Source organism: Mesorhizobium jarvisii, from assembly GCF_003601985.1.
Taxonomy (GTDB): domain Bacteria; phylum Pseudomonadota; class Alphaproteobacteria; order Rhizobiales; family Rhizobiaceae; genus Mesorhizobium; species Mesorhizobium jarvisii.
The window spans coordinates 260,184-284,797 of sequence record NZ_QZXA01000001.1 but is presented as its reverse complement, the minus strand read 5'-3'; the positions used below and the strand labels follow the sequence as shown (position 1 = coordinate 284,797).

Here is a 24,614-nt window from a genome sequence, read left to right as displayed (position 1 = left end):
AATTGACTAAGCTAGGAAGACATTCCTAAATTAGTTGATGCCGGAATTGAGCACCCGACCGCGCCGAAATGTGCAAACCCTATGCCTCGCGCACGAAGTGGGGCAACTCATTCGTGTCCGATGCCGGCACTGCAACATCACCCGGCACTATCTGCCCGGCGACCTTGCAAAGCTTGTTGGTGACATTCCCTTTTGGGATGTCGAAGGGCATATGCGGTGCGAGCGCTGCAAGCTTCGCGAGCTTGATGCCGACATAATTTTGCCGAGTGCTGCTGAGCGCTTGAAAATTCGTGTGAGACGCCTTGTCGAAATCCGCATGGTTCGCCGTGTGATATGGCGAGACGAGGAATGAGGAGCGCGGCTATCCCTTCAGCCTAGAACAGAGACCCTTGGGCTGGTGCCTGCTGCGGAAACTTGATTTGTGTGGCTGGCTTCTCAACGATGACCAACGCGTTGTCTGGCGCTGTTCGCTGCAAATGCCGTGCTTCTGCCCAGGGTGCTGTCAGCCAGGCCTCGGTCTCTTCCGAAGTGGTCAGTATTACGGGCATAGCCTTCTCATGGATCGGCGCGATGAGGGCGTTAGGCTTGGTTGTCATGAAGGCAAATAACTCGAAGTCGCCGGGTCCGTCCTTGACCTTTCGAACACCCTGCCAACGGGTCCAGAAGCCGGCGAAGAAGAACAGAGGCCGGCTTTCGTCACGGGCAAACCAGTAATTGCGTTGGATGCCTGTTTCCGGGTCCTTGTCGCTCGGTGTCGGGCTGGGTTCGGCAAAACTGGTGACCGGTACGACGCATCTATGCTCGACCCCGACAAACTGTTGCCAGTGCGAATATTGTGGATTGCGAACGTTGGTCGTGCCGTAGTCGGCCTTACCCTTCATACGCTCTTGAGGCGTCGGCAACCCCCAAAGCAGGTTCGCCAGCTCACGCTTCCCGTCTGCCGTGTTGCGGACGACCGGGCCGGGTTGATTGGGATAGATGTCAACGGAAGGTTCAAGGTTGCCGCTGATATCGCGTAATGCGCGCGTCCATTGGCGGATCGCCTCTTGCGTTGTGGTGATGTTGTAGAGGTTGCACACGCACCTAGCATTGCGGAATTGGCTTGTGTCTGCAACCGCCGCTGCCCGCGCTCCTGCAATTCGTGTCACAGAGCCGCGTTATATCGATCGTCCTGACACGCCTTGTCAGCTGTCATGTGGGCACAGGTGGCAGACGGGCTGGCTCTTCCCTAATTGCAGTGCGTCTGAACAGGAGGAATACGCATGACCATCGCGGAAATTGCCAAGGATTTCACCGAGCTCCTCAAGCAGGGCGATCACAATGGCGCTGCTGAAAATTACAATGCCGACGATATCGCCAGTTACGAAGCCATGGAGGGGCCGATGGCCGTCAGCCACGGCAAGGAGGCCCTCAGGCAGAAAAGCCAATGGTGGCAGGAAAACCACGAAGTCCACGGTGGTTCGGTCGAAGGCCCTTATGTCAACGGCGACCAGTTCGCGGTGCGCTTCACGTTCGACATTACGCCCAAGGCCACCGGCCAGCGCGTCACGATGGATGAGGTTGGCCTCTACACGGTCAAGAACGGCAAGATCACCGAAGAGCGCTTTTACTACTGAGGCCGGAAGTCAGGCTTTCCGACCTTTGCTCTCTTCGTTGCAAGTTTGAAAAATGAGCATGGCGTCCGGGGCAATCCCCTGGCCGCCATGCAAATTCAAATGGTCTTCACATACTTGGCAAACTGGTCGGCCACCGTACCCCAGCCGTTGAAGAAACCCATTTCCTCATGGTTTTTGCGGGTCGCGTCTTCGCGGTGGAGGAAAATCCTTAGTACTGGCAAGTCCAAAAATTCCGACGGTGCGGGCCTGGGCGCTGGCAAAGCGGGAAGGGCGGTTTTAGGCTGTGGGACGGATTCGACTGTCAGCTTGAGGGACGCGCCTTGACGACTACGATTTACGGCATCACCACCTGCGACACGGTCAAGAAGGCGCGCGTCTGGCTGGAGAGCCATGACGTTGCCTATCGCTTTCACGATTTTCGTGCGGAGGGGCTGGACAACAAGCGGCTGGATGGCTGGGTCGGCAAGGTTGGCTGGGAAAAGCTGCTCAACAAGGCCAGCACCACATTTCGTGAATTGGCGGATAAGGACAAGCAAGGTCTCGACGAAAAGAAGGCGAAGGCGCTGATGCTGGCCAAGCCGACGATGGTCAAGCGGCCGGTGCTCGAGGTCGGCGACCGGGTTCTGGTCGGCTTCAAGCCGGAAGTTTATGAGCAGGCGGTCGGGAAGTAGGCGAAAGCATTGCGACGTCCGATCTCCCCCCTCGTGGGGGAGATGTCAGGCAGGACAGAGGGGCGCGCGCTGTCCCGCCGGCCTCAGAAAGGTCCGGCCGCCTCAGCCCATACCGCGTAGATACTCCGCCAGCGCCACCGCATTGTTGTGCGCCTCATCATGCGCGCCGTAGAGCAGCGTCACCTTGCCCTCGCGAAGCAGGTCGCGCAGCGTCGCCACCGCCTCACCATTCCCGTCCAGCTCAGCCCCGTACCGCTTCCGAAACTCCGCCCAGCGCTGCGGCTCGTGCCCGAACCACTTCCGCAACGCGTCGCTCGGCGCGATCTGCTTCAGCCACAGGGCCAGCGCGGCATGCTCCTTGCTGACGCCGCGCGGCCAGATGCGATCGACCAGCACCCGCTGCCCGTCATCGGGAGCGGGCGGCTCGTAAATCCGCTTGACCATCAGGTCGAAAGCCATTCGACCTCCCTACGCCGAACCCTCAGGCCCACTCGCCCTTGCGCATCACCGGCACGCGGCTGCCGTCCTTGTGGACGCCGTCAATGTCGATCTTGTCCGAGCCGATCATCCAGTCGATGTGGATAAAGCTCTTGTTGCCGCCGCGCGCGGCGATCTCGTCTTGGCTGAGCGAGGCGCCGTCGACGAAGCATTTGGAATAACACTGGCCGAGCGCGATGTGGCAGGCGGCATTTTCGTCGAACAGCGTGTTGAAGAACAACAGGCCGCTGGCCGAGATCGGCGAGGAATGCGGCACCAGCGCGACCTCGCCGAGACGGCGGGCGCCCTCGTCGGTGTCGAGCACTTTCTTCAAGACATCTTCGCCTTTCGACGCCTTGGCCTCGACGATCCTGCCTTCTTCGAAACGCACGGAGATCTCGTCGATCAGCGTGCCTTGGTAGGACAGCGGCTTGGTCGAGGAGACATGGCCCTCGACGCGCCTGGCATGCGGCGTGGTGAAGACCTCCTCGGTCGGGATGTTGGGATTGCAGGTGATGCCGTTCTTGGCGGTCGAGGCACCGCCCATCCATTCATGGCCGTCCGCCAGCCCGACCGTCAGGTCGGTGCCCGGTCCGGTGAAATGCAGCGCATGGAAATTATGGCCGTTGAGCCACTCGGTGCGGCCGCGCAGCGCGGCATTGTGCGCCTTCCAATCGCCGATCGGGTCTTCAACGTCGACCCGCGACGCCGCGAAGATCGCGTCGGCGAGTTTCGCCACCGCGACATCGTCGGCATCTCCGGGAAACACCTGCTTGGCCCAGGCGAGATCCGGGTATGCGACGATGTTCCAGTTGATGTCGAAGCCGGTAATCTTTTCCAGCGCCGGCTGGTAGGCCATGGAATTGGCCTTGTTGGCGCGCGCCACTTTTGCCGGGTCCTGCGCCGACAGGAGCGACGGATCCTCGCCGCGCACGGCAAGCCTGGCGGTATTGTTGGAAAAAGCCTTCGCCATGCCTTCATAGAGCCAGCCGGCGGCGCGATCGAAGCTGGCGTCGGCGCCGAAGCGGTAGCGCGCCAGCGTCATCTCGTCGTCATTGAAGATCGGTGTCACCAGACCGGCACCGGCCTTGTAGGCATGCTCGACGATGCGCCTGGTCAGCGGCAGGGCCGCGATCGACGAGGTCAGTACGAGATCCTGGCCGGGCTGCAATTGCAGGCCGACCTTGATGGCGACTTCCGCCAGCCTGTCGAGCTTCACCGGGTCGATCGTTGCGGAAACGCCGCGCGAATGTGTGGTCATGATCCTGCCTGCCGTGATGTGGGAATCTGACCCATACATAGACCGCTGCCATGATCCTTTCCACCGGGTTTGCGGTGGGCCAAGCTTAAGCAGCGCTTTCGAGTGATCCGAACTGCGCCATCGTCGCCTCGATCTCTTCCTTGATCCAGGCCTTGAAATCCCGGACCTTGCGGCTCTCCGTCTTGGCCGACGCGGTCACCATCCAGTAGCCGAGCCCGCTCTGGGCGCGGATGCCGAACGGCGCCACCAGCCGCCCGTCGGCCAGCGCATCCGCTGTCAGCAATTGCCAGCCCAGCATCACGCCATGGCCGGCAATCGCCGATTCCAGGCACAGCATCGGGTCTGTGAAGCGCGCGCCTTTCTGGAAGGTGACGGGCGCAACACCGGCTGCCGCGAACCAGCTCTCCCAGTTGATCATCGCCCGCTCGTCGGTAATGGCGCAGGTCTGGGCAAGGTCCTCGATCGACTTCAGTTTCCGGGCGATGTCAGGTGCGCAGACCGGGAACACTTCCTGCGCCAGGAGCAGTTCGGCTTGGCCGCCGGACCATTTGCCGTCGCCAAGCCGGATGGCGATGTCGACGTCGGAATGGTCGAGATTGGCCAGCCGCACCGACGCGTCGATGCGCAACAGCACATTGGGATGGCGGTCGAAGTGACGCGACAGCCTGGGCAGCAGCCATTTCGAAGCGAAGGCCGGTGCCGCCGAGACGACCAATGTGCATTGGCTCGCTTCGTCGGCCAGCGCCACGGCCTGCGCAAGCTCGCGAAATCCAGCCCCGAGGCGGGTCGCGAAGACGGCGCCGAACTCGGTCAGCACCAGACCACTTGCCGTGCGCTCGAACAGCGCCTGGCCGACCTGCTTTTCGGTGCGGCTTATCTGCTGGCTGACGGCGCTGACGGAAACGTTGAGCTCGCCGGCGGCCGCAGCAAGCGAGCCGAGACGGGCTACGGTTTCGACGGCGCGAAGGCCGTTGAGATGAACGCGGTTGAGCATGGCCATTTGAGATTTTCTAAACCGTTCCGGCTGAAATCTCAATTGAATGACGAGAGGGAACGGCAGACTTTATCGATGGGAGCCAGATCCGAGGAGCCGGAAATGTCAAGGCTGTTGTCGTCGCTGAAGGTTCTGTTCGCCATGGGCACGCCGTCCGGGTCGCGCGCGCAGAACGACACGCAGACATGGCTGACCGATCCGCTGTCGCATCCCGTGCTGAACACCATGTCGGAGCGTGAATTGGGCGACGTGCCGTTCAGGCTGACGGCCCGGCGAACGGTGCACGAGACCGCTTCGTTGCATGCCGGTTTGGGTGGGCGCAGCTAAGCCGATGACGCGCCTTCAGCTCAATTAGGAGTCGAACCCGTCGCGCCTCTCTGCGCGCGCACTGGCCCAACGGATGGTGGATTGTTTCAGCGATCCCTGCATTTATTGTGCGCTGCAATGAGATCGGCCACCTCAACAGCGCTGCGCTTCACCGTCGCCGGCATGATCGCGATGGCGGTGGCCATGGGCATCGGCCGCTTCGTCTATACGCCGATCCTGCCCGGCATGATGGAAGAGCTGCATCTGTCGCCGGCCAATGCCGGGTGGATCGCCTCGGCCAACTATCTCGGCTACCTCGTCGGCGCCTTTGTGGCGGCGGGCGGCTGGGCGCATGGCCGCGAGCGTCTGCTGATGCTGGGCAGTCTTGGCGCCAGCACCGTCCTTGCCGCGCTGATGGGGCTGACCGACGCCATGGTCGCCTTTCTCCTCATCCGCTTTCTGGCCGGGCTGGCCAGCGCCTTCGTCATGGTCTTCATGGCCAGCATCGTTTTCAGCCATATCACTGCCGCCGGTCGTGGCGACCTGCAGGCCTGGCATTTCGGCGGTGTCGGCCTCGGCATCGCGATCTCCGCAGTGATGATGGCGGTGCTGGTCACCGAGCATGCCGGCTGGGCTGCGGGCTGGTTGTGGTCGGCGGCAATTTCAGCTTGCGGCTTCGTGGTCGTGACGCTGCTGACGAACGAAGGCCCGCTGGCCAACGGCCAAGCCGTCCGTGAGCCGGCCCTGCCGAAAGACCGGTCGCTGATGAAGATGATCGTCGCCTACGGCCTGTTTGGGTTTGGCTATGTGGTGACGGCGACGTTCCTGGTCGCTATCGTCCGCCAGGGCGGCGGCAGCCGCGTCTTCGAGGCCATGGTCTGGCTGGTCGCCGGCCTCGCCGGTTTTCCCTCGACCTGGTTGTGGCAGAAGATAGCCGGACGGGTCGGGCTCAATGCAGCCTATGCGTTGGCATGTTTCATAGAAGTGATCGGCGTCACCGCCAGCGTGGCGCTTGGCGGATATTCCGGGCCGCTGCTTGGCGGTCTGCTGCTCGGCGGCACCTTCATCGCCATCACCGCGCTTGGCCTGCAGGCCGCCCGCCAGCAGGCGCCACAGGCGCCCCGGCGCATCTTTGCCTTGATGACGGCGTCGTTCGGCCTTGGCCAGATCGTCGGCCCGATCGCCGCCGGCCTTTTGGCGCAGATGTCAGGCAATTTCTTCCTCGCTTCGATTGTCGCTGCGGCCATGCTGGTGGTCTCCGGCGTCATCACGTGGTCGGCCGTGCCAAAATCGCCATGATTTGTGGTCTTGCTCTGCGCCGGGCATCGGGCAGGCATTTTCTTTCCCCCTAATGTGTGACTTTATGCCCGCCGAAGTCAGCTGATTTGCCCATCAAGCAAGGAATTCGCCACAGTGTTCGTATCCTTCTTCCCGCAGCCGAAGCTCTTCTTCTCTTCGGCCGCCATCTGGAGCCTTGCGGCGATCCTGTTCTGGTTTTTCGGCGGTGAGCAATTGGGCGCGATTTTTGGCCTGCCGGCAGCCGCCGCCGACGCGCCGCCCATCATCGGTATCGCCGTTCTCGTGTCGAAGCCGTTCCTCTGGTTCTACATCTACTTCGTGGCCTGCGTCGCCATCTTCTACGCATTCTGGAGTTGGTATTCGCCGCATCCGTGGCAGCGCTGGTCGATCCTGATGACGGCGGTCATCCTGTTCTTCATCTATTTCAATGTGCAGGTCAGCGTCGCCGTCAACGCCTGGTACGGGCCTTTCTTCGACTATGTGCAGGGGCTGATGTCAGGGACCGGAAAATCGACCAACGGTGAATTTTATACCGGGCTGGCCGACTTTTCCTGGCTGGCGCTGGTCGGCATGAATGTGCAGGTGGTCAATGCCTTTATCGTCAGCCACTGGATCTTCCGCTGGCGCACGGCGATGAACAACTACTTCATCGAGAACTGGGCCAGGCTGCGCCATATCGAGGGTGCTTCGCAGCGCATCCAGGAAGACACGATGCGGTTTTCGCAGATCATGGAAGATCTCGGCTCCAGCTTCGTCCAGTCGATCATGACCTTGATCGCCTTCCTGCCGGTGATGATCCAACTGCAGGCCCATATCAGCGAATTGCCGATCATCGGCGCGATCCCGCAGCCCCTGGTGGTCGCGGCGCTTGCCTGGTGTCTGTTCGGAACGATCTCGGTGATGATTGCCGGCCTGAAACTTCCGGGGTTGCAGTTCCGCAACCAGCGCGTCGAAGCCGCCTACCGCAAGGAACTGGTTTACGGCGAGGATCATGTGGATCGTGCACAGCCTGCCACCACCGCCGAGCTGTTCGCCAATGTCCGCCACAATTATTTCAGGCTCTATTTCCACTACATCTATTTCAACGTCGTCCGGTACACCTACCTGCAGGCCGACAACATCTTCTCGCTGCTGATCCTGGGTCCGTCGCTGGTCGCGCACAAGATAACGTTCGGTGCGCTGAACCAGATCTCGAACGCCTTCGGCAAGGTGACGGGTTCGCTGCAATTCCTCCTCACCTCGTGGTCGACCATTGTCGAGCTGCAATCGGTCCACAAGCGCCTGCGCGCCTTCGAGGCGACGCTGCTGGGCGAACCGCTGCCCGATATCGATCAGCGCTATCTGGCAAGGCAGGGCGCCGAAGATCCGGCATAGTGAGGGTTTGACGTAAAACGGGTTGGCGGCTCAGCCGCCAACCGAGGTTTGCTTCTGGCCGGCAGCCTGCCGCGCGATATAATCGTGAAAACTGATGCATTCGACCTCGGATTTGACGCAGACCTCGCCGGCGAAGCGCTCCAGCGCGTTCCAGTAGGCGCCGTCATTCATCAGCGTGAAGTGGAAGCCGAGTTCCAGCGGAATGCGCTTGCCCTGATATTGCGCGTCGAAGGCGGCGCGAAACGCCTGATAGGTCCGCTCGGCGAACTCGTCCAACTTGCTCGGCTTTTCGAAGCCGCCGGAATGCCTGACATAGAGATTGTAATCCATGGCGATCACCGGCCGTGATTTCGGTCCTTCCGGGATCTGCGGCAGTGAAAAGCGGGTGATGCCGCCGACGGTTGGTGGCTGGGCAGGGCCTTGCGAGACGCCGCTGGCGTCGAACTGGTAGCCGGCGGCGGGCAGCGCCTCGTAAAGCGCCTTGCTGGCCGACAGATAGGGCGCGCGGAAACCGACCACGGAATGCCGGGCGAAATCGCGCCAGCCGGCGGGTTCAGGTGCGATGCCGTTGATCGCATAGGCGTTCTCGAGAATGTGTGCGAACGAGGTGAATTCCTTCAGCCAGTCGGCCTTGCTCCAGTCCTTGCCGTCGAAATGGCCGCAGGCGTGGCTGGCGATATCGTGGCCTTCATGCGCGGCGAGGCCGATCTGTTCCAGCCGCTCGGCCACCTCCTGTTTGGAAGCGGCAAAGCCGATATTGGATTTACCTGCTGTTTTGCCCGGTGCGGTGTATTCGTTGCGTGTCTCCGGCGACAGCAGGAAGACGCAGGAGAGAAAATAGGTGAAATGCGCGCCGGTGCGCTGCGCCAGAGCGCGGCTGCGCTTCCACTGCGAGATGTCGCGGGCGCTGTCGAACGAGATGATGACCACCTGCTTCGGCTTTGCCGGCATTGGCGGTGCGGGCGGATCGGCTAGAGCGGCGCCGGCACAGGCGAGGGAGGCAAGCGCGAACGCAGCAACGCGGGACAAACTGGGCATCGGCAAACTTACAGGCTCCGGGCGGTCACAAGCCGGCTATCCCCGAAATGTGGCGTGGGTGCGATTGGGCTTTTTGGGCGGTTTGGCCGGGCAAACATCCGTTTCCCCCGGCCAAACATCCGTTTGCCCCTGGGGAATAGGCGATTTTCCGGCCGAACCCCTTCCATGCCGACAAAATTTCGCTAAAACGCGGGCTCATGAACCGCCCCGGCCCGGGGCAAAAGTGGTTTGATTGATGTCCGACGACAGTTTTATCCGTGAAGTCAACGACGAGATGCGTCGCGAGCAGGCGCAGAAGCTGTGGGACCGTTTCGGCCCGGCTTTGCTCGTCATCGCGATCCTCGTGGTGCTCGGCACCGCTGCCTTCGTCGGCTATCGCTATTGGGACGAGACGCGCGCCAACCGCTCCGGCGATGCCTTCTCGCAAGCGCTGAAGCTGGCCAATGACGGCAAGAACGACGAGGCGCTGGCCGCGCTCGACCAGCTGGAGAAGGATGGCTACGGCGCCTATCCGCTGCTTGCCCGCATGCGTGCCGCCACCGTCAAGGCGAGCAAGGGCGACACTGCTGCCGCCGTCAAGGATTTCGACGATGTCGCCGCCGACACCGCCATTCCCCAGGGCATTCGCGACATGGCGCGGCTCAGGGCAGCACTGCTGCTCGTCGACCACGGTTCCTTCGCCGACGTCTCCAGCCGCGTCGAGGCGCTGACATCGGACACCAACACGCTGCGCCACACGGCGCGCGAGGCGCTCGGCCTTGCCGCCTGGAAGGAAGGCAAGACCCAGGATGCGCTGAAACTGTTCGACCAGATCGCGGCCGATGACGGAGCCCCGCGCAACACCCGCGAGCGGGCAACGCTGATGTCCGAGCTGATCCGCGGCTCGGGCAATGCCTCGTAAGTGCATGTCGCCCAAAAGTGTGCAGCGGTTTTGGGACAACGACATGCATGATTGTAGGACCGTATGACCTTCAAAGTCGCCATCATCGGCAGACCTAACGTCGGCAAATCGACCCTTTTCAATCGGCTGGTGGGAAGGAAGCTGGCGCTTGTCGACGACACGCCGGGCGTCACCCGCGACCGTCGCGTCCATGCCGCCAAGCTTTACGATCTGCATTTCGATGTCATCGACACAGCTGGTTTCGAGGACGCCGGCGCATCGACCTTGCCCGGCCGCATGCGCGCGCAGACCGAGATCGCTATCCACGAAGCCGACCTGATCTTCTTCACCATCGACGCCAAGTCCGGCCTGCTGCCCGACGACAGGACCTTCGCCGAGATCGTGCGCAAGTCCGGCAAACCGGTGGTTCTGGTCGCCAACAAGGCCGAGGCCAAGGGCGCGCAGGGCGGCATGCTGGAGGCCTGGGAACTCGGGCTGGGCGAGCCGATCCCGGTTTCGGCCGAACATGGCCAGGGCATGCCCGATCTGCGCGATGCTGTGATCGCGGCGATCGGCGAGGCGCGCGCCTTCGGCGAAGACGAAGAGGGCGAAGACGACGAGATCGCCGCCACCGAGGTGCTGATCGGCGAGGACATTGCCGACCCTGACGCCGAGGATGTGCACACCTACGACGACACCAAGCCGATGCGCATCGCTGTCGTCGGCCGCCCGAATGCCGGCAAGTCGACGCTGATCAATGCGCTGATCGGCGAGGAGCGGCTTTTGACCGGACCGGAAGCCGGCATCACCCGCGATTCGATCTCCGTCGACTGGGATTGGCATGGCCGTCGGCTGAAGCTGTTCGACACGGCCGGCATGCGCCGCAAGGCCAGGATCCACGAAAAGCTGGAAGTGATGTCGGTGCAGGATGGCTTGCGCGCCATTCGTTTCGCCGAGATCGTTATCATCGTGCTCGATGCCACCATTCCCTTCGAGAAGCAGGATCTGCAGATCGCCGATTTGATCATCCGCGAGGGCAGGGCGCCGGTGATCGCCTTCAACAAATGGGACCTGATCGATCATCCGCAGGAGCTTCTGGCGGAACTGCGCGAGAAGACCGAGCGGCTGCTGCCGCAGGTGCGCGGCATCCAGGCGGTGCCGGTCTCGGCCGAGACCGGGCGCGGCCTCGACAAGCTGATGGATGCGGTATTGCGGACCCACAAGGTCTGGAACAGCCGCGTCTCGACCGGCAAGCTCAACCGCTGGCTGGAAGCCATACTGGCGCATCACCCGCCGCCCGCCGTTGCCGGGCGCCGGCTGAAGGTCAAGTACGTCACCCAGGCCAAGACGCGGCCGCCGGGCTTTGTGGTCCAGTGCTCGCGGCCGGATGCGATGCCGCAATCCTATGTGCGCTATCTCTCCAACAGCCTGCGCGAAGCCTTCGACATGCCGGGCGTGCCGATCCGCATCGCGCTGCGCACCTCGGACAATCCGTTCGCCGGCCGGGCCAAGAAGCGCAACTGAGCGTCGGTACTCGTCCGATCAGGCGACCGCACGCAAGCCCACAGTCCGCGCATTGCCCGGCAAGGCCTGCCGTGCCGCCTCCAGCAATATGTCTCCGAGGCGGGCCGCCACCGGCTCGGGTTCGGCATCCCGGCGGTGCAGGAACAACGCCATCTTGGGCAGCGCCGGCAGACCGGCAATCTCTGGCGTCATCGCACTGACGCTGGCCGGCAGGCCGATATCGGTGCGGATCGTCAGCCCCAGCCCCGCCGCGACAGCCGCCCATATGCCGCCAAGGCTCGGGCTGGAGAAGGCCATGCGCCAGGGCAGCCCGGCGCGGTCGAGCGTTTCCGTCGCCACCGTGCGCAACAGGCATGGCGCCTCGAGCGCCACCAGCGGCAGCGGTTCTCCGTCGCGCAAACTGGTCTCGATGCGCTTTGCCGGGCCGATCCAGCGCATTGGAACATCGGCGACATGCTCGCTGTAGGGCAGCGTCTGGCCGCTGTGCCAGGCGAGAGCGATGTCGAGGCTGCCTGACATCACCCTTTCGGCAAGCTCGTGGCTGCGCGCGATCCTGGCCTCGATCTTGACCTTGGGGTGGGCGCGGGCGAAGCGGCCGAGCACGTCCGGCAGCACCGCCTCGCCGAAATCCTCCTGCAGGCCGAGCCGCACCCAGCCCTCCAGTTCGACATCGTGGATGGCCGCCGCCGCCTCGTCATTTAGTTCGAGCAGCCGCCGCGCATAGCCGAGCATAGTCTCACCGGCCTCGGTCAAGGCCAGCCCACGCCCCGATTTGCGGAAGATCGGCGTCGCTGCCTGCTCTTCCAGTTTCTTCAATTGCGCGCTGACCGCCGAGGTCGACCGGCCAAGCCGGTCGGCGGCCTTGGCAAAGCTGCTCAGCTCCATGCCAGTGACGAAACTGCGGAGAACGTCGAGGTCGAAGGTCACGCGTTGCATGGAAACGTCCTGCTTTTCAGGATTGATAGTCAAAAACTTCCTGATTTTAAGGATGAACCTATGGCGTTAGAGAAATGCCGTCAAGGTCCAGGCGACTGGGCCGTCACGGGAATGAAATCATGTCCGCCATCCTCGACTGCACCGACCAAGACACGCAGAAATTGCTGGGAGGCAGTGCTGCCGGCCCTGCCGGAAGGGTGTTCAGCCCCGGCCACCGCTGGAAGGTCCTGGGCATCGGTGTCGCCGCCAACGCCAGTTTCTCGGCCACCTTCTCCGGCATACCGGCAACGGCGGTCGTGCTGCGTCAGGGCTACCACCTAAGCAATGCCGAACTTGGCCTCGCACTCGGCCTTCTCGGCTTGGGCGTTGCACTCAGCGAATTGCCCTGGGGCTTGCTCACGGATCGCTGGGGCGATCGCCGCGTGCTCCTGATCGGGCTTGGCGCGACGGCGGCCTGGCTCCTTGCCATGGCCATGCTCGTCGTGCCGACAAGGTCGGGCGTTCCCGATGTCATGCTGCTGTCGGCAAGCCTGCTCCTCACCGGACTGCTCGGCGGCAGCGTCAACGGCTCGAGCGGCCGCGCCATCATGGGCTGGTTCCGGGAAAACGAGCGCGGTTTCGCCATGAGCATAAGGCAGACGGCGGTGCCACTCGGCGGCGGTCTCGGCGCGCTTGTCCTGCCGTCGCTTGCGCTTGCTTTCGGCTTTTCCGCGGTGTTCGCGCTACTGGCCGGCGCCTCCGCTCTCTCCGCGCTGTTTGCCTGGCGCTGGCTGCACGAACCGCCAACGACAGGTCACGTCGTTGCGTCCGCCGTGGCCGGACCGGCGCCGCTGCGCAACATCGAGGTCTGGCGCATCGCCACCGCCATCGGCCTGCTCTGCTTCCCGCAAGTGGCGGTGCTTACTTTCGCATCGGTGTTCCTGCACGACTTCGTCGGGCTGGGGACAGCGGCGATCAGCGCGAGCCTCGCAGCCGTGCAGATCGGCGCCATGGTCATGCGCGTCTGGAGCGGCCGCTTCACCGACCGCCATGGCAACCGTCGCCAGTTTCTGCGCTCGTGCGGTGCGCTCAGCGGGTTGGCCTTCTCTGTGCTTTGGCTGATGGTCCTGGCCAGCCCCGCATTGCCGGGCGGCCGGTCCTTTCTGATCGCCGTCCTTCCCTCGGTGTTGATTGTCGCGGGCATCTCGGTCTCCGCCTGGCATGGTGTCGCCTATACCGAGCTTGCCACGCTTGCCGGCGCCGGCCATGTCGGAACCGCGCTCAGCCTGGCTAACACCTTTGTCTTCGTTGGCTTCTTCCTTGTGCCGGTGGCCATTCCGGGGTTGCTGCACCTCTGGTCCTGGTCGGGTGTCTGGCTGTCGGCTGCCGTCTGCGCGCTGATCGCCTGGCCGGTCTTCCTGCGACCCGCCTGAACGCTCCGGCCCTAAAACCGCCCGACTTCGAAACCACGACCTTGAGCCGACTGAGAAAACCCGATCGATCCCGTTAACGTCCCATCAGAGTTAATCGCGACTTTTCAACTACTTGTTTTCGCTTGGTGATTTGCGCCTCTTGCCCGCACCTTTCGGTTGGTGCGGGAATAGCTTGTTCGCGGCGCGTTCCGCCAGCTTAACCCGATCGGCCTTGCGGGTGTAGACCTCAGCCATCTTTGTGGATGACCAACCATACATGGCGGTCAGCTCGAAAGGTGTCGCCCCGTTGTTCGCCGCGATGGTGGCGCCGGCCTTCCTGAGCCCATGGGCGCGGCCCTTGATGATGCCAGCCTCGATGCACCTATCCGCAAACCAATAGCCGAAGCTGTTACTCTTCCACGGCTGCTTGCGGCTGTTGAAGAGGAAGATCAGGTCTCCGGTCTCGGCAGCCTCGATAGAAGCCCGCAGAGGCGCTAGGAGCGGGATTGTGATCTCCGCGCCATTCTTCCCCGCCCGAATGCTCAGTACGCCGCCCCTGACGTGCTGGTGGCCCAGTGTGACGGCATCCGACCGGCGAAGCCCGGTGAAAAGGAAGATGTCCATAGCTAGCCGCGCTTGCGTGCCGACCGGGTGTCGTTCCTGGTAGCGCTCGACCTCTTCGACGGTCCATGTGTGGTAGCCGTCCGACTTCTCCTGCCGCGCTTTGATGTCGATCCCTACCGGGTTGACGGCGATCCAGCCGCTATCCTTGGCGAAGTCGAACACCGCGCGCATCACGCTCACGTAGGTTGCCGCCATGCGCGGGGTCGCTTCCCTGCGGACCACGCCGGCCATGATGTCGGCAGATGTCGAGTTGCGAAACGACCGGTCCCCGCCATTCTTGCAAACGCTCTCCAGCATCAGCCGGTGATTGCGCTGCGTGTTCGGCTTCATCTTCGAATATCGTCCGCTCTCATAATAGCGATCGACCAGCCAGCGCATGGAAGACTGTGGCGCCGTGGCGCGCTTTTCGATAGGCTTGCCGGCAGCCGCTTGGTCATAGGCGGCGCTGAATTCCTTCGAACCGAACACGCCAGGCAGGCGGATACGCGCCTCTTTCCCGCGCCGGAAATACCAGACGGTTTTCCCATGGCGGGTCGTTTCCTTGTGGACGTAAGGCTTGCGGGGGCGCGGCATGGAGCGCATCAGAAGTAGCCCTTTTCCTTGCCGTCAACCTTGGGAGTTTCCTGTGCGAAACATTCGGGGATAAGGCGGAAAACCTTGTCGCCTATCTTGACTTCGATAATCCCGCGCTCCGCCTCGGCCGCGCGCAGCAATGTCCGGGCCTCCCGTTGCGAGAGCGCGAGAGCTTTTGTCACCGTGTCTCCCCCTCTGAGGGAGGGTTGGGGACGGGCGGATTCGGCAATGGCTGCCAATGAGATGGCGGATGATGGTTGCATTCGCGCAGCGGTGACGCCCAATAATCGCCAGCGCTTGAACCCGCCCACCACCAGTCACCATCTTCCGGGTTCGAGGCGTCGAAATATGCCTCACCGATATTCCAGCCGGATTCGTAGTGGGGGACGGCCAAGATCACACGGGTGCCATCCTTTGGCGCCGTGCTGATATCAAGCCATCCGTTTGCGTCTGTCTCGCTCATGGCGTCTCTCCATCAGCCTGGGCGCGGGCGGCGGCACGGAGATGGGCGACTGTCAATTGTGAGGCGGGGCCGCCATTCCAACCCTCTACGAGAGCTTCGGTCTCATCATAGCCGCCCCACACTTCGGCCTCCCGCGCAAACGGCTCCAGCGCCTTCCTAGCCATCTCCAGTTGGGATTCTGCGGCCTCGGCGCGGGTATTCAGTTTGCGGATATCGTCATCGACGCCGCAGCCTTCCTCCTCCAGAGCATCGATCTCAGCCGAAAGCGATTTGTTCTCGCGCTTCAATGCCTCCAGTTCCGCCCTCAATTCCTCCAGTGCTTTGTCCTTGGCGGCGAGGGCGTCGGCGGCTTCGCGAACGATGGATTCGTATTCGGTGAAGGTAATATTGCCTTCGTGCGTGACAGCGTCCCGCAGTCTCTCGATCAGGTCGTCGGCCATTACTGGGCTCCATTAGAAGGGGCTACGAATGCGCGGATCATCACTTTTCCAGACGGCACAGGTATCCAGCGGCGAGGGTTTACTACGTCTGACCCATATGCCAGCCAGTCACCATTGCCCTCGGCGTCGTCAGCGACCCAAGCGCAGATGTAGGCTGTTTCATCGTCATTCGAGCCGATTATCGCCGTCCCGTCCTTCGGCGCGCTGTCCATTGTCTGCCATCCTTCCGCCGTAGGAAGGGTGGTGCGGTCGAGGGAAGAGAGCGCGGTGTGCAAAACCATGAACATGGCCTCGCCGATATCCGACTCCGCATCGGCTTGATAAATGTCCATTGCCTGCCGCATCGCGTCGCGCAGCGCCTTCACCGCCAGTCCTCCAGATGCGGGGGTGGAAAGGGCTTCGCGGAGGACGTGTCGCACTAGGTCGAAATCCACGAAGTCGCGGACATAGGGCCTGATAGCGTCGAATACCGCGCTGGCAGTCGCCTCTCCGCCACCCGCTGCTATAGGGGTGCTGATCGCCTGCATCGCTGCTTTGGCACAGGCGAGGCGTTCAGCGCGCCAGATAGGATCTTCGGCGCCGTCGTCCCAAGGATCGGGCTCGCCACGCTGTGAGGCGTCTTCGCGGTCATAGGCTCGGGCAAGGGCTTCGAGTGTCTTCGTCTCTCCGCTCATGATGCGCTCCTGAAAAGGCTGCGCGCGGGCAATTGAGGCCGTTCGCGCTTGGGTTTCGGTGATTGGGCGAATGATGGGCCGCGAAGCTTGCCGGCTGGCTTGATGGCGCCGCTGGCCTTGTCGCGCTGCTTGTCAGCCTTCCTGGTGCGGCGGATGTCGTCGCCAGACTTTTCGGTGTGGCAGACTTTGCAAAGCACCTGAGCGTTGGTCAACACCGGCTCGCCGCCCCGCGCGCCGATAGAGGGACTGTCGAGCGCATCGCTTGGCCCGATTGAGCGTCGCATCGTGGAAATCTTGGTGCGGGCATATCCACGGTCGATCACCAGGGATCGGCTCGCGGACATCCTCTACAGCAACGAAGCCGGCGGCGGCCCTGACAATCCGGGCGTGACGATATCGGTCATCATGATCCGGCTGCGGAAGAAATTGCCCAGGCTAGGTTGGACGATTCCAAAGGCGAGATCAGGGCCGGGCACCGAGGGCTACCATCTGGAGGCGCTGCCATGACCGGCTGCTTCCTGCCCGAATTCAACGCCGTGCCCGTCCGTGGCGGATATCGCGGCAGCTACCGCCTGTTTGATAGCCAGCCCTTCCGGTTCATTCCAGGCTGCGAGCCATATCCGACAGCGGGAAGAGCGCTTGAAGCGGCCAAGGAATACGTCCGCGCGCGCCTCAACCCGCCAATTCGGGGCGAAATCACTGAGGCCCGCGACGTGCTCGGAATCGCTGCCTGGCACGAACAGAAAGCAGCACAGCGCGCGGCAGAGCAGGAACAGGCGCTGGGGGCCGTGATCGTGCGCGGGCGTCAGGTGCGAGTTGAACGGAGGAAATCGGCATGACGACTTGGGCTCTCATCATCGTAATCGGCGGCTTCACGGGGATATCGGACGTGAAGCAAACCCAGATGACCGAGGCGCAATGCAAGCGGACCGTCATCGAACTGAAGCTTTACAAGGACCATATCGGCGCCGGCTGCTTTGGCCCTGAAGGGCAGAAATTCACTTTCGATGATGTCGGGGAGGCGAAGTGAGCAAGCTCTACGCCTACTCCCGCACCATGGCAGGCATAGCCAGACGCGCCAGCGAGCGAGGACAGCCCATCGCGGCCATTGAGGCGGTGAGGGAAGAGATCGCGCTGGTGGCCGTCCCCGTGGCGGACAACGTGGTGCGGCTGGTCATCCCGCGCACCGAAGCCCAGACCATTATCGCCGATATCGCGCGCAAGCACGGCCTGAAATTCGCGGATATCATCGGCAAGAGCCGTAGGCGCAACGTCATCGAGGCTAGGTTTGACGCCGTTGCGGCGGTAAAGACCGCGCGGCCCTCGATGTCGCTCAACCAACTCGGCAGGCTGTTCAGGCGCGATCATACATCGGCCCTGGCGGCGTTGCGCAAGCGAGGTCTCGCATGATCGATCCGCGCGTCACCGCACTCTGTCAGGAATTCGGCATCGAGATCGTGCCGGCGAACCGCTATCCCGACATAGGCCAGACGCGCGCCGTCGCATCCATCCATCGCATCATCGAGCGCTTCGGCATGCACCACGCGCGGGCCGTCATGCGCACCTTGGCCGAGACCGCGAACAACAAGGCGCTGCTCGACGAAAGTGGTCTGTGGGCGGCCTCTGACCTGTTGCGTGCCTATGCCAAGGTCTACCATGAGCGGCCAACCGACTGGTTTGAGGTATGGGATGCTGCACCCGTCGGCGAGCTTCAGTTCGTTGCCCAGCAGTTGCGCGGCTTCGTCAAGATCAGACCGGCGCTGGCCGGCATGGTGCAGGAGAGGCTATATAAGCGGTTCGGGAAATGGGCGGATCAGCCTGATTTGCTCGACGACCGCCGGAGGACAGCATGACGAAGTGGATGTCTATCGAAACTGCCCCAAAGGATGGCTCGACGGTTCATGTCAAGCGAGTCTACGAAGGCGCGATAATCTACGAAGGGCCAGCGGTTTGGCGCACAGTTCGCTTCGGCTCGCTTGCCGACCCTATTACCGGCAAAACATTCGCAGAGGTGGAAGACGCCACCGGCTGGATGCGTATCGACAGCGAGCACCGCGTTCCAGAACCTACGCACTGGAGAGAATCATGAACATCGGGGAAATAGCAGAACGCTTCATCCGAGCCGCGGAGATCGAGCGCGCCAGCCATGAGCATGTGGGGCCGGCGCCCTTGCGAGCGCAGCAGCTTCCCTATGTCCATGACCAAGCAGACAAGAACGGATGGGGTAAGGCCAGGGAACAGCGCGTCGTCAAGAAGGGCAAGCTCATCCAAGGCGACTGGTTGGATGACAACGAAGACCCGCTGGCGGCCGAGCGTAAGGCATTCTGGGAGCGCATCGGCTTCATGCCGTCGGCGCGGGAGATCAGCGAACTCGAGGCGCTGTACGAATGGCTTCTCTCGGTCGGCAACGACAATGAGCGGCGCGCGCTGCTCGCCTGGGCTCGCTCCAAGGTCGGTGGCAAGTCATTTCGGCGCTGGTGTTTCAAGGTCGAGGGCATCCATCCCAACACCGGCCGCGCAAGAAAAGATCGCGCTTTGGCCCAAATTTCAGCCATTCTGGTTCGCAACGCATCGCAGCATAGCGGATCGGCCCAAATCCGCCTGTTGCAAGACCCCCCTCAAATCAGTGATGTTGCAGATATAACGGGCGATGACATTGGCGAGCGGGATTGCATCAATTCCTGGATCGCCGACGGGGCCTTCGCCAGGGTTCTCTCACCAGATCAAGACGACTTTTCGTGGAGCGCCAAGCGCAACCAGATGCGCCGCCAGCGAGACCATCAGCGCAGGAAGCAGGCGGCGTGATGGGCGGAGACCTTCCGCTGAAAGACACCTTCATCCGGTTTACCGATGTCGAGGTCGACGTCACCATCTGGGGCCAGACATTCAAGGCCAAGATCGGGCTGATCGGGGACGGGTACGACACCCCAATCGAGGCCGGCATTATCGTCCTGCGCGTGACGAGTGATGTTCGGCAGGCAGTCGCGGAGGTCGCGAACCGAAAGAGTTGACATGCGCATCCTGATCGCCCTCGCCATCCTGGCCCTATCGGCATGCGCTCACCCGTTGTTCCAGCACGACTGCTCGCAAAGCGAGTGGCTGGGAAACCCGAACTGCAGGTGAACGCCATGGGCATGCCGCTATTCGCACCCGAGACGCCCCAAGAATGCGACGCCATGCTTCGGTCGTTCATGGCCCAGTGCAACGGCCAGCGCGTAATCGTCAGCAAGGCAGTCTATGATGCGGCCAAGGCTGCAGGCGTGGATGTCTCGTTGCTGCAGATCAACCGGCCAATCCCTCTCAGGTAGATGGCACGCATAGACAGACGCAGCCCTGAAGCCGAAGCATACCGCAAGCTCTACAAGACAGGACAGTGGCAGCGCATCAGGGCAGGGCAGCTAGCCAAGCATCCCCTGTGTGCCAGGTGCAAGAAGCAAGGCCGCATCACCATCGCCACGGTATGCCACCACGTCGACCCTGAGACCAAGAAGACAGCCTTCTTTGCTGGTCCATTCGAGTCCTCATGTGCTCCATGCCATGATGGACCAATCCAATCAGAGGAAAAGCTCGGCTTCAGCACGCAGATCGGTGCCGATGGATGGCCGCAAGACCCACGTCATCCCTCGAACCGCTAGATCGTCGATCGTTCAACCCTGACCCGTTCAAACATCGACAGTTCAAACCACAACCATTGTGCGTCGCAACACAAATGGCATGGTGCAGTGCGGTAGGGGGGGGGGTATTGCAGTGCAGCAAAGCAAAACCAGCCCGACCGCTCGCCGATCCAAAGTTCGCGTTTTTGCAGATTAAAGTTTTGAGATTGGAATTCTGCAATGGCATCTCGGGGCGCAAAACCAAAGCCAGCACATCTCAGGTTGATAGACGGAACGCGGAACGTAACGCGCCACGGAACCGAGAGCAAGCTGAGGAAGATCGCCGAAGACGCCAGCGCGAAATTCGGCAAGCTTTTGCGCCCAAAGTCCCTGAAGGGCGAAGGCATTTCGGCCTGGAAACGCTATATCGAACCGGCGTCATGGCTGGACGGATCGAAAGAGGCCGCGGCGATCGCCTTTTGCGAACTGTGGCAGGAGTTCCGCTTCGCGCCGACAAGTTTCCCCGCATCGAAGCACGGGCAGATGCGCGCTTACATGAGCGAGCTTGGCCTTACTGACGAGCGAAACCGTATCGGATCTGATGGCAAGGGCAAAAAGGAAGACGGCGGCTTCGCCTGATCGGGCCACGGCCTATGCGCTGGCGGTTGTCGCCGGCGATGTAGTGGCCGGGCCTCATGTCAGGAATGCATGCCGCCGCCACCTGGACGATATCCAGCGCGATGACATCTTCTTCGATGGGTTCGAAGGTGACCGCATCATCGAGGAGTTTTTCGAGAGCAAGCTGAAGCTCAGCGAAGGCCAGTTCGACAAGCAGGCTTTCAATCTTCACCCGTCCCAGGACTTCATTGTCGGATCAATCTTCGGTTGGAAGCGGGTTGACGGGACCAGGCGGTTCCGTCGTGCCTACATCGAGCAGGGGAAGGGCAACGGTAAGTCCCCCATGGCCGGCGGGATAGGGCTGTGCGGTCTGCTCTATGACGGCGAGGCTGGAGCGGAGATTTACTCGGCCGGCGCCACCAAGGAGCAGGCGGGCATCCTGTTCCGCGATGCCGTCAAGATGGTTGTCCAGTCTCCTGATCTCGACGAGCGCATCAAGCGCAGCGGTTCTGCCGGCAAGGAATTCAACCTCGCCTATTTGAAAAACGGGTCATTCTTCAGGCCGGTTTCACGGGAAACGAAGAAGACAGGCTCAGGCCCACGACCACATTTCGCGCTCATCGACGAACTGCACGAGCATCCAGACTCCGGCATCATCGAAATGCTGGAGCGCGGGTTCAAGTTTCGCCGGCAACCGCTGCTATTGATGATCACGAATTCGGGCAGCGATCGGACCAGCGTCTGCCGCGACGAACACGAACATGCCGTCAAGGTGGCGGCTGGCAACCGAGACGCAAAGGACGATGACGCCCATTACCTGGGCGAGATCATAGACGACACCACCTTCAGTTTTGTTTGCGGGCTCGACGTTGGCGATGACCCGTTGACCGATCCATCCTGCTGGGCGAAGGCCAACCCACTGCTCGGCATCACTATCACTGAGGAATACCTGGCCGGTGTCGTGAAGCAGGCGAAGGACATCCCTTCGAAGCTGAACAACATTCTACGGCTCCACTTCTGCGTGTGGACGGATGCTGAAACGGCATGGATGACGCGCACCGCGCTCGAGCCATGCATCGCCAGTTTTGAAAAGGAACAGCACCGCGGCAAGTCGATCTGGATGGGCTGCGATCTCTCCCAGAACAAGGACATCACGGCGCTCGCCTGCGTGGTCAGGACCGGAGAAGTTGAGGTCGAGGCCGAGCGGGACGGCAAGATCCAATCTGTCCTGAAGCCAACGTTCGATGCCTGGATTGAGGCATGGACACCCGGCGACACGATGGAAGCGCGGGCAATAAAGGACAAGCAGCCCTACGGAGAATGGGCGAAGGCCGGCTTCATCAACGCGCCCAAGGGTTTGAGCATCCGCTACGACCATGTTGCGCAAGCGGTCGCGGAATACGCCCATGATTTCCAGGTCAAGTGTCTGGCCTATGACCGGTATGCATTTCGTCGCGGTTTCGAACCGGAATGCGAAAAGCTAGGGATCTCGGTCGAGTTCGTAGAGCATCCGCAAGGTGGGACGAAAAAGGGCGAGCCGAACCAGGCCATGAAGGATGCGGCCGAAGCAGCCAAGCGCAAGCCGGAAGGCCTGTGGATGCCAGGCTCAGTTCGTATGCTTGAAGACGCCATCAGCGAAGGGCGCATCCGGCTCCTACGCAACCCGGTTCTGATCTCGGCGATGATGTCGGCCGTCACCGATGAAGACCGCTGGGGCAACTACTGGCTCGCCAAGGAGCGGGCAACCAACAAGATCGACTGCGCCGTTGCTCTCGCGATGGCTGTAGGGGCCGCCCATGCCTACGAGGGCGCCCCTGCCAAGAAATTCCAGATGCTGTTCGTCGGCTGACGCGGCCTTAACAGGACCACCACCATGAACCGAGCCTATTCCGTGCTCGACGTTAAGAGCGTCGACACCGAGAACCGTATTATCCGCGGCACGGCCACGACTCCGACGCCGGATCGGATGGGCGATATCGTCGAGCCGATGGGCGTCGAGTTCAAGAACCCGATGCCGCTGCTTTGGCAGCACCAGTCGGACAAGCCGGTCGGCACCGTCAAGTTCGATAAGCCAACCAAGAACGGCATCACGTTCGAGGCGAAGCTGGCACAGATCACCGAGCCAGGCACGCTGAAGGATCGCGTCGACGAGGCTTGGCAGTCTGTGAAAGCGGGCTTGGTTTCGGCAGTTTCCATCGGATTCCGCGCCATCGAGTACGCTTTCATCGAGGGCACGGGCGGCGTCCGCTTCATTTCCAGTGAAGTCATGGAACTTTCACTGGTGACGATTCCGGCCAACGCCGACGCCACCATTTCTCAAATCAAGTCGATCGACACCAAAATCCGCGCCGCGACAGGCATTTCGGATGGCGAAGGTCGGCCTGTTCCTCCCCCGGCGACACGGGAAAAACCCACCACAACCGTGAAATCTTTGCCCAAGGAGGGCACGAAAATGAAACAGACCATCGCGGAGCAGATCTCCGCATTTGAAGCCACGCGTCAGGCGAAGTCCGCCGACATGGACAAGATCATGGACGGCGCGGCCGAAAAGGGTGAGACCCTCGACGCCGAGCAGAAGGAAACCTACGACACGCTCTCGGGCGAAGTGAAGGAGATCGACGAGCATCTCGGCCGCCTTCGTGAGCGGGAAAAGAACGTGATCGCAACGGCCAAGGCGGTTGGCGGTTCCAGCGAAGCCGAAGGCACTCGCTCGCGCCAGCCCGGCATCATCCAGGTCAAGCAGAACGCACCCAAGGGCACCGGCTTCGTTCGCCTGCTCTCGGCCCGCTTCATGGCCAAGGAAGACGGCTGCTCGCCGTATGACATCGCCATTTCGCGCGGATGGGGCAGCGAACTCGCCGAACTCCTGAAGACGCCGAAGCATGTCATCAAAGCGGCGGTTGCGGCGGCATCGACCACGGATTCGGCATGGGCCGGCCCGCTGGTGACCTACAACAACCTGCAGAACGAGTTTCTCGAACTGCTTCGCCCCAAGACCCTTATCGGTCGCATCCCCGGCCTGCGTGCCGTCCCCTTCAACGTGAAGGTGCCGAGCGAGACCGGAGAGACCACCGGTTACTGGGTCGGACAGGGTTCGCCCAAGCCAGTCAGCGCGGGCGCGCTCGCCACCGTTACGCTCGACTTCAACAAGATCGCCGGCATCACGTTCCTGACCCAGGAACTGCTCCGGTTTTCGCAGCCGAGCGCTGAAGCCGTGATGATCAACTCGCTGACCAAGGCGATCATCAAGCTGATGGACAACGACTTCCTCGATCCGTCGAAGGCTGTCGTTACCGGTGTTTCCCCGGCATCCATCACCAACACTGCAACGCCGATCACGGCCAGCGGCATCACGGCCGACGCATTCCGCGCCGACTTTGGCCGCCTCCTGGCGCTCTACACGGCGTCGAACTACACTCTGGATGATCTGGTCATCGTCATGAGCCAGACGCAGGCTCTTCGCCTTGCTCTGCTCCGCAACGATTTCGGTGGGCGCGAGTTCCCCGACATCAACAAGGACGGCGGCTTCATCGAAGGCGTTCCGGTGGTCACCTCCGAAAACGTCGCGGCCAACGGCGGTTCGCCGGCGGATGGCCGTATCATCGTCGCGCTGGCTGCGAACAGCATCCTGATCGCCGACGATGGTGGCGTGGAAGTCGATGTCTCGACCGAAGCTTCGATCCAGACCGACAGCGCGCCGGATTCTCCAGTCACCGCTTCCACGCAGCTCGTGTCCCTGTGGCAGAACAACCTCGTCGGCATCCGCTGCGAGCGTTATGTCACTTGGGTCAAGGCCCGTACCGGCGCCGTCCAGTACATCACTGGCGGCAACTACGGCTGATCGGAACAATAGACCCGCCGG

At 62.0% G+C, this 24,614-nt stretch carries 31 protein-coding genes; 20 read left to right on the top strand and 11 right to left on the bottom strand.

The window, feature by feature from the left end; all coding sequences use genetic code 11:
* Nucleotides 1–374 precede the first annotated feature (374 nt).
* Nucleotides 375–1,079 carry an SOS response-associated peptidase gene (locus D3242_RS01475; RefSeq protein ID WP_019856910.1) on the bottom strand — a complete coding sequence of 235 codons (705 nt, stop codon included), beginning with the start codon at nt 1,077–1,079 and terminating at the stop codon, nt 375–377.
* A 183-nt stretch (nt 1,080–1,262) separates the two neighbouring features.
* On the opposite strand from D3242_RS01475, the gene D3242_RS01470 reads away from it, so the two are divergent.
* Nucleotides 1,263–1,616 carry a SnoaL-like domain-containing protein gene (locus D3242_RS01470; RefSeq protein WP_064983181.1) on the top strand — a complete coding sequence of 118 codons (354 nt, stop codon included), beginning with the start codon at nt 1,263–1,265 and terminating at the stop codon, nt 1,614–1,616.
* Between the two features lie 320 nt (nt 1,617–1,936).
* Nucleotides 1,937–2,287: an ArsC family reductase gene (locus D3242_RS01460; RefSeq protein WP_064983179.1), complete on the top strand. Its 351-nt coding sequence runs from the start codon at nt 1,937–1,939 to the stop codon at nt 2,285–2,287.
* A 102-nt stretch (nt 2,288–2,389) separates the two neighbouring features.
* Here the strand turns inward: D3242_RS01460 and D3242_RS01455 are convergent, their stop codons facing one another.
* The 3 genes from D3242_RS01455 to D3242_RS01445 all read right to left on the bottom strand — a co-directional run bounded on the left by D3242_RS01455 (nt 2,390) and on the right by D3242_RS01445 (nt 5,025).
* Nucleotides 2,390–2,746 carry a DUF488 domain-containing protein gene (locus D3242_RS01455; RefSeq protein WP_064983177.1) on the bottom strand — a complete coding sequence of 119 codons (357 nt, stop codon included), beginning with the start codon at nt 2,744–2,746 and terminating at the stop codon, nt 2,390–2,392.
* Nucleotides 2,747–2,768: 22 nt separating this feature from the next.
* Nucleotides 2,769–4,025 carry an aminopeptidase gene (locus tag D3242_RS01450; protein WP_064983176.1) on the bottom strand — a complete coding sequence of 419 codons (1,257 nt, stop codon included), beginning with the start codon at nt 4,023–4,025 and terminating at the stop codon, nt 2,769–2,771.
* 85 nt (nt 4,026–4,110) lie between these two features.
* Nucleotides 4,111–5,025: a LysR substrate-binding domain-containing protein gene (locus tag D3242_RS01445; RefSeq protein WP_064983174.1), complete on the bottom strand. Its 915-nt coding sequence runs from the start codon at nt 5,023–5,025 to the stop codon at nt 4,111–4,113.
* Between the two features lie 96 nt (nt 5,026–5,121).
* On the opposite strand from D3242_RS01445, the gene D3242_RS01440 reads away from it, so the two are divergent.
* The 3 genes from D3242_RS01440 (at nt 5,122) to sbmA (ending at nt 7,998) form a co-directional block, all read left to right on the top strand.
* A complete protein-coding gene (locus D3242_RS01440; RefSeq protein ID WP_019856916.1) occupies nt 5,122–5,346 on the top strand; it encodes a hypothetical protein in 225 nt (74 codons plus the stop codon).
* A 117-nt stretch (nt 5,347–5,463) separates the two neighbouring features.
* A complete protein-coding gene (locus tag D3242_RS01435; RefSeq protein ID WP_064983173.1) occupies nt 5,464–6,624 on the top strand; it encodes a YbfB/YjiJ family MFS transporter in 1,161 nt (386 codons plus the stop codon).
* Nucleotides 6,625–6,738: 114 nt separating this feature from the next.
* Nucleotides 6,739–7,998: a peptide antibiotic transporter SbmA gene (sbmA, locus tag D3242_RS01430; RefSeq protein WP_019856917.1), complete on the top strand. Its 1,260-nt coding sequence runs from the start codon at nt 6,739–6,741 to the stop codon at nt 7,996–7,998.
* A 30-nt stretch (nt 7,999–8,028) separates the two neighbouring features.
* On the opposite strand, the gene D3242_RS01425 is transcribed toward sbmA, so the two are convergent.
* On the bottom strand, nt 8,029–9,036 hold the full coding sequence (locus D3242_RS01425) for a polysaccharide deacetylase family protein (protein ID WP_064983171.1): 1,008 nt from the start codon (nt 9,034–9,036) through the stop codon (nt 8,029–8,031).
* Nucleotides 9,037–9,271: 235 nt separating this feature from the next.
* Between D3242_RS01425 and D3242_RS01420 the strand changes: the two genes are divergently transcribed.
* Nucleotides 9,272–9,937, top strand: coding sequence for a tetratricopeptide repeat protein (locus D3242_RS01420; protein ID WP_019856919.1), 666 nt, complete (start codon nt 9,272–9,274; stop codon nt 9,935–9,937).
* 63 nt (nt 9,938–10,000) lie between these two features.
* Nucleotides 10,001–11,440, top strand: a complete 1,440-nt coding sequence (der, locus tag D3242_RS01415; protein ID WP_019856920.1) for a ribosome biogenesis GTPase Der — start codon at nt 10,001–10,003, stop codon at nt 11,438–11,440.
* Nucleotides 11,441–11,458: 18 nt separating this feature from the next.
* Here the strand turns inward: der and D3242_RS01410 are convergent, their stop codons facing one another.
* The gene (locus D3242_RS01410) at nt 11,459–12,376 is read right to left on the bottom strand and encodes a LysR substrate-binding domain-containing protein (RefSeq protein ID WP_064983170.1); all 918 of its coding nucleotides are present in this window, start codon (nt 12,374–12,376) and stop codon (nt 11,459–11,461) included.
* A gap of 119 nt (nt 12,377–12,495) precedes the next feature.
* Here D3242_RS01410 and D3242_RS01405 point away from each other — a divergent pair, with 119 nt between their 5' ends.
* Nucleotides 12,496–13,788: an MFS transporter gene (locus D3242_RS01405; protein ID WP_064983168.1), complete on the top strand. Its 1,293-nt coding sequence runs from the start codon at nt 12,496–12,498 to the stop codon at nt 13,786–13,788.
* 108 nt (nt 13,789–13,896) lie between these two features.
* Here D3242_RS01405 and D3242_RS01400 read toward each other — a convergent pair whose 3' ends face one another.
* The 5 genes from D3242_RS01400 to D3242_RS01385 all read right to left on the bottom strand — a co-directional run bounded on the left by D3242_RS01400 (nt 13,897) and on the right by D3242_RS01385 (nt 16,541).
* Nucleotides 13,897–14,769, bottom strand: coding sequence for a tyrosine-type recombinase/integrase (locus D3242_RS01400; protein ID WP_167470406.1), 873 nt, complete (start codon nt 14,767–14,769; stop codon nt 13,897–13,899).
* A gap of 203 nt (nt 14,770–14,972) precedes the next feature.
* Nucleotides 14,973–15,146, bottom strand: coding sequence for a hypothetical protein (locus D3242_RS33435; RefSeq protein WP_155772697.1), 174 nt, complete (start codon nt 15,144–15,146; stop codon nt 14,973–14,975).
* The gene (locus D3242_RS33255; protein ID WP_147377445.1) at nt 15,143–15,427 is read right to left on the bottom strand and encodes a hypothetical protein; all 285 of its coding nucleotides are present in this window, start codon (nt 15,425–15,427) and stop codon (nt 15,143–15,145) included. Before D3242_RS33255 ends, D3242_RS33435 begins: the two co-directional genes overlap by 4 nt.
* Nucleotides 15,424–15,867, bottom strand: a complete 444-nt coding sequence (locus D3242_RS01390) for a hypothetical protein (RefSeq protein ID WP_064983165.1) — start codon at nt 15,865–15,867, stop codon at nt 15,424–15,426. Before D3242_RS01390 ends, D3242_RS33255 begins: the two co-directional genes overlap by 4 nt.
* Nucleotides 15,867–16,541: a hypothetical protein gene (locus D3242_RS01385; RefSeq protein ID WP_064983163.1), complete on the bottom strand. Its 675-nt coding sequence runs from the start codon at nt 16,539–16,541 to the stop codon at nt 15,867–15,869. The genes D3242_RS01390 and D3242_RS01385 overlap by 1 nt, the downstream gene beginning before the upstream one ends.
* Before the next feature lie 204 nt (nt 16,542–16,745).
* Between D3242_RS01385 and D3242_RS01375 the strand changes: the two genes are divergently transcribed.
* The 12 genes from D3242_RS01375 (at nt 16,746) to D3242_RS01320 (ending at nt 24,593) form a co-directional block, all read left to right on the top strand.
* Complete coding sequence (locus D3242_RS01375) at nt 16,746–17,048, top strand: helix-turn-helix domain-containing protein (RefSeq protein WP_081296028.1); 303 nt, start codon at nt 16,746–16,748, stop codon at nt 17,046–17,048.
* Entirely contained in the window at nt 17,045–17,380 is a 336-nt protein-coding gene (locus D3242_RS01370) for a hypothetical protein (RefSeq protein WP_064983158.1), read from the top strand. Before D3242_RS01375 ends, D3242_RS01370 begins: the two co-directional genes overlap by 4 nt.
* A complete protein-coding gene (locus D3242_RS01365) occupies nt 17,377–17,571 on the top strand; it encodes a hypothetical protein (protein ID WP_064983156.1) in 195 nt (64 codons plus the stop codon). The genes D3242_RS01370 and D3242_RS01365 overlap by 4 nt, the downstream gene beginning before the upstream one ends.
* A complete protein-coding gene (locus tag D3242_RS01360; RefSeq protein WP_064983154.1) occupies nt 17,568–17,951 on the top strand; it encodes a helix-turn-helix domain-containing protein in 384 nt (127 codons plus the stop codon). Before D3242_RS01365 ends, D3242_RS01360 begins: the two co-directional genes overlap by 4 nt.
* Entirely contained in the window at nt 17,948–18,394 is a 447-nt protein-coding gene (locus tag D3242_RS01355; protein ID WP_064983152.1) for a hypothetical protein, read from the top strand. Before D3242_RS01360 ends, D3242_RS01355 begins: the two co-directional genes overlap by 4 nt.
* The gene (locus D3242_RS01350; protein ID WP_064983150.1) at nt 18,391–18,630 is read left to right on the top strand and encodes a hypothetical protein; all 240 of its coding nucleotides are present in this window, start codon (nt 18,391–18,393) and stop codon (nt 18,628–18,630) included. Before D3242_RS01355 ends, D3242_RS01350 begins: the two co-directional genes overlap by 4 nt.
* The gene (locus tag D3242_RS01345; protein ID WP_064983148.1) at nt 18,627–19,346 is read left to right on the top strand and encodes a hypothetical protein; all 720 of its coding nucleotides are present in this window, start codon (nt 18,627–18,629) and stop codon (nt 19,344–19,346) included. Before D3242_RS01350 ends, D3242_RS01345 begins: the two co-directional genes overlap by 4 nt.
* Nucleotides 19,346–19,552 (top strand): hypothetical protein, encoded by a 207-nt coding sequence (locus tag D3242_RS01340; protein WP_064983146.1) that lies wholly within the window; start codon nt 19,346–19,348, stop codon nt 19,550–19,552. The genes D3242_RS01345 and D3242_RS01340 overlap by 1 nt, the downstream gene beginning before the upstream one ends.
* 84 nt (nt 19,553–19,636) lie before the next feature.
* Nucleotides 19,637–19,849 (top strand): hypothetical protein, encoded by a 213-nt coding sequence (locus tag D3242_RS01335; RefSeq protein ID WP_120145478.1) that lies wholly within the window; start codon nt 19,637–19,639, stop codon nt 19,847–19,849.
* Between the two features lie 525 nt (nt 19,850–20,374).
* Nucleotides 20,375–20,773, top strand: coding sequence for a hypothetical protein (locus D3242_RS01330; RefSeq protein ID WP_147377444.1), 399 nt, complete (start codon nt 20,375–20,377; stop codon nt 20,771–20,773).
* A complete protein-coding gene (locus tag D3242_RS01325) occupies nt 20,700–22,601 on the top strand; it encodes a terminase large subunit (protein ID WP_196774184.1) in 1,902 nt (633 codons plus the stop codon). The genes D3242_RS01330 and D3242_RS01325 overlap by 74 nt, the downstream gene beginning before the upstream one ends.
* 24 nt (nt 22,602–22,625) lie before the next feature.
* Entirely contained in the window at nt 22,626–24,593 is a 1,968-nt protein-coding gene (locus D3242_RS01320) for a phage major capsid protein (RefSeq protein ID WP_064983141.1), read from the top strand.
* Nucleotides 24,594–24,614 lie beyond the last annotated feature (21 nt).

Excerpts from the sequence above, each read along its gene's own strand:
- D3242_RS01340 (WP_064983146.1), top strand. The coding sequence starts at position 19,346 with ATGGGCGGAGACCTTCCGCTGAAAGACACCTTCATCCGGTTTACCGAT.
- der (WP_019856920.1), top strand. The coding sequence starts at position 10,001 with ATGACCTTCAAAGTCGCCATCATCGGCAGACCTAACGTCGGCAAATCG.
- D3242_RS01435 (WP_064983173.1), top strand. The coding sequence starts at position 5,464 with ATGAGATCGGCCACCTCAACAGCGCTGCGCTTCACCGTCGCCGGCATG.
- D3242_RS01405 (WP_064983168.1), top strand. The coding sequence starts at position 12,496 with ATGTCCGCCATCCTCGACTGCACCGACCAAGACACGCAGAAATTGCTG.
- D3242_RS01355 (WP_064983152.1), top strand. The coding sequence starts at position 17,948 with ATGATCGATCCGCGCGTCACCGCACTCTGTCAGGAATTCGGCATCGAG.
- D3242_RS01410 (WP_064983170.1), bottom strand. The coding sequence starts at position 12,376 with ATGCAACGCGTGACCTTCGACCTCGACGTTCTCCGCAGTTTCGTCACT.
- D3242_RS01425 (WP_064983171.1), bottom strand. The coding sequence starts at position 9,036 with ATGCCCAGTTTGTCCCGCGTTGCTGCGTTCGCGCTTGCCTCCCTCGCC.
- D3242_RS01470 (WP_064983181.1), top strand. The coding sequence starts at position 1,263 with ATGACCATCGCGGAAATTGCCAAGGATTTCACCGAGCTCCTCAAGCAG.
- D3242_RS01445 (WP_064983174.1), bottom strand. The coding sequence starts at position 5,025 with ATGGCCATGCTCAACCGCGTTCATCTCAACGGCCTTCGCGCCGTCGAA.
- D3242_RS01345 (WP_064983148.1), top strand. The coding sequence starts at position 18,627 with ATGAACATCGGGGAAATAGCAGAACGCTTCATCCGAGCCGCGGAGATC.
- D3242_RS01320 (WP_064983141.1), top strand. The coding sequence starts at position 22,626 with ATGAACCGAGCCTATTCCGTGCTCGACGTTAAGAGCGTCGACACCGAG.
- D3242_RS01400 (WP_167470406.1), bottom strand. The coding sequence starts at position 14,769 with ATGCGCTGGCTGGTCGATCGCTATTATGAGAGCGGACGATATTCGAAG.
- D3242_RS01385 (WP_064983163.1), bottom strand. The coding sequence starts at position 16,541 with ATGAGCGGAGAGACGAAGACACTCGAAGCCCTTGCCCGAGCCTATGAC.
- D3242_RS01455 (WP_064983177.1), bottom strand. The coding sequence starts at position 2,746 with ATGGCTTTCGACCTGATGGTCAAGCGGATTTACGAGCCGCCCGCTCCC.
- D3242_RS01450 (WP_064983176.1), bottom strand. The coding sequence starts at position 4,025 with ATGACCACACATTCGCGCGGCGTTTCCGCAACGATCGACCCGGTGAAG.
- D3242_RS01420 (WP_019856919.1), top strand. The coding sequence starts at position 9,272 with ATGTCCGACGACAGTTTTATCCGTGAAGTCAACGACGAGATGCGTCGC.
- D3242_RS01390 (WP_064983165.1), bottom strand. The coding sequence starts at position 15,867 with ATGGCCGACGACCTGATCGAGAGACTGCGGGACGCTGTCACGCACGAA.
- D3242_RS33255 (WP_147377445.1), bottom strand. The coding sequence starts at position 15,427 with ATGAGCGAGACAGACGCAAACGGATGGCTTGATATCAGCACGGCGCCA.
- D3242_RS01365 (WP_064983156.1), top strand. The coding sequence starts at position 17,377 with ATGACGACTTGGGCTCTCATCATCGTAATCGGCGGCTTCACGGGGATA.
- D3242_RS01370 (WP_064983158.1), top strand. The coding sequence starts at position 17,045 with ATGACCGGCTGCTTCCTGCCCGAATTCAACGCCGTGCCCGTCCGTGGC.
- D3242_RS01350 (WP_064983150.1), top strand. The coding sequence starts at position 18,391 with ATGACGAAGTGGATGTCTATCGAAACTGCCCCAAAGGATGGCTCGACG.
- D3242_RS01330 (WP_147377444.1), top strand. The coding sequence starts at position 20,375 with ATGGCATCTCGGGGCGCAAAACCAAAGCCAGCACATCTCAGGTTGATA.
- D3242_RS01440 (WP_019856916.1), top strand. The coding sequence starts at position 5,122 with ATGTCAAGGCTGTTGTCGTCGCTGAAGGTTCTGTTCGCCATGGGCACG.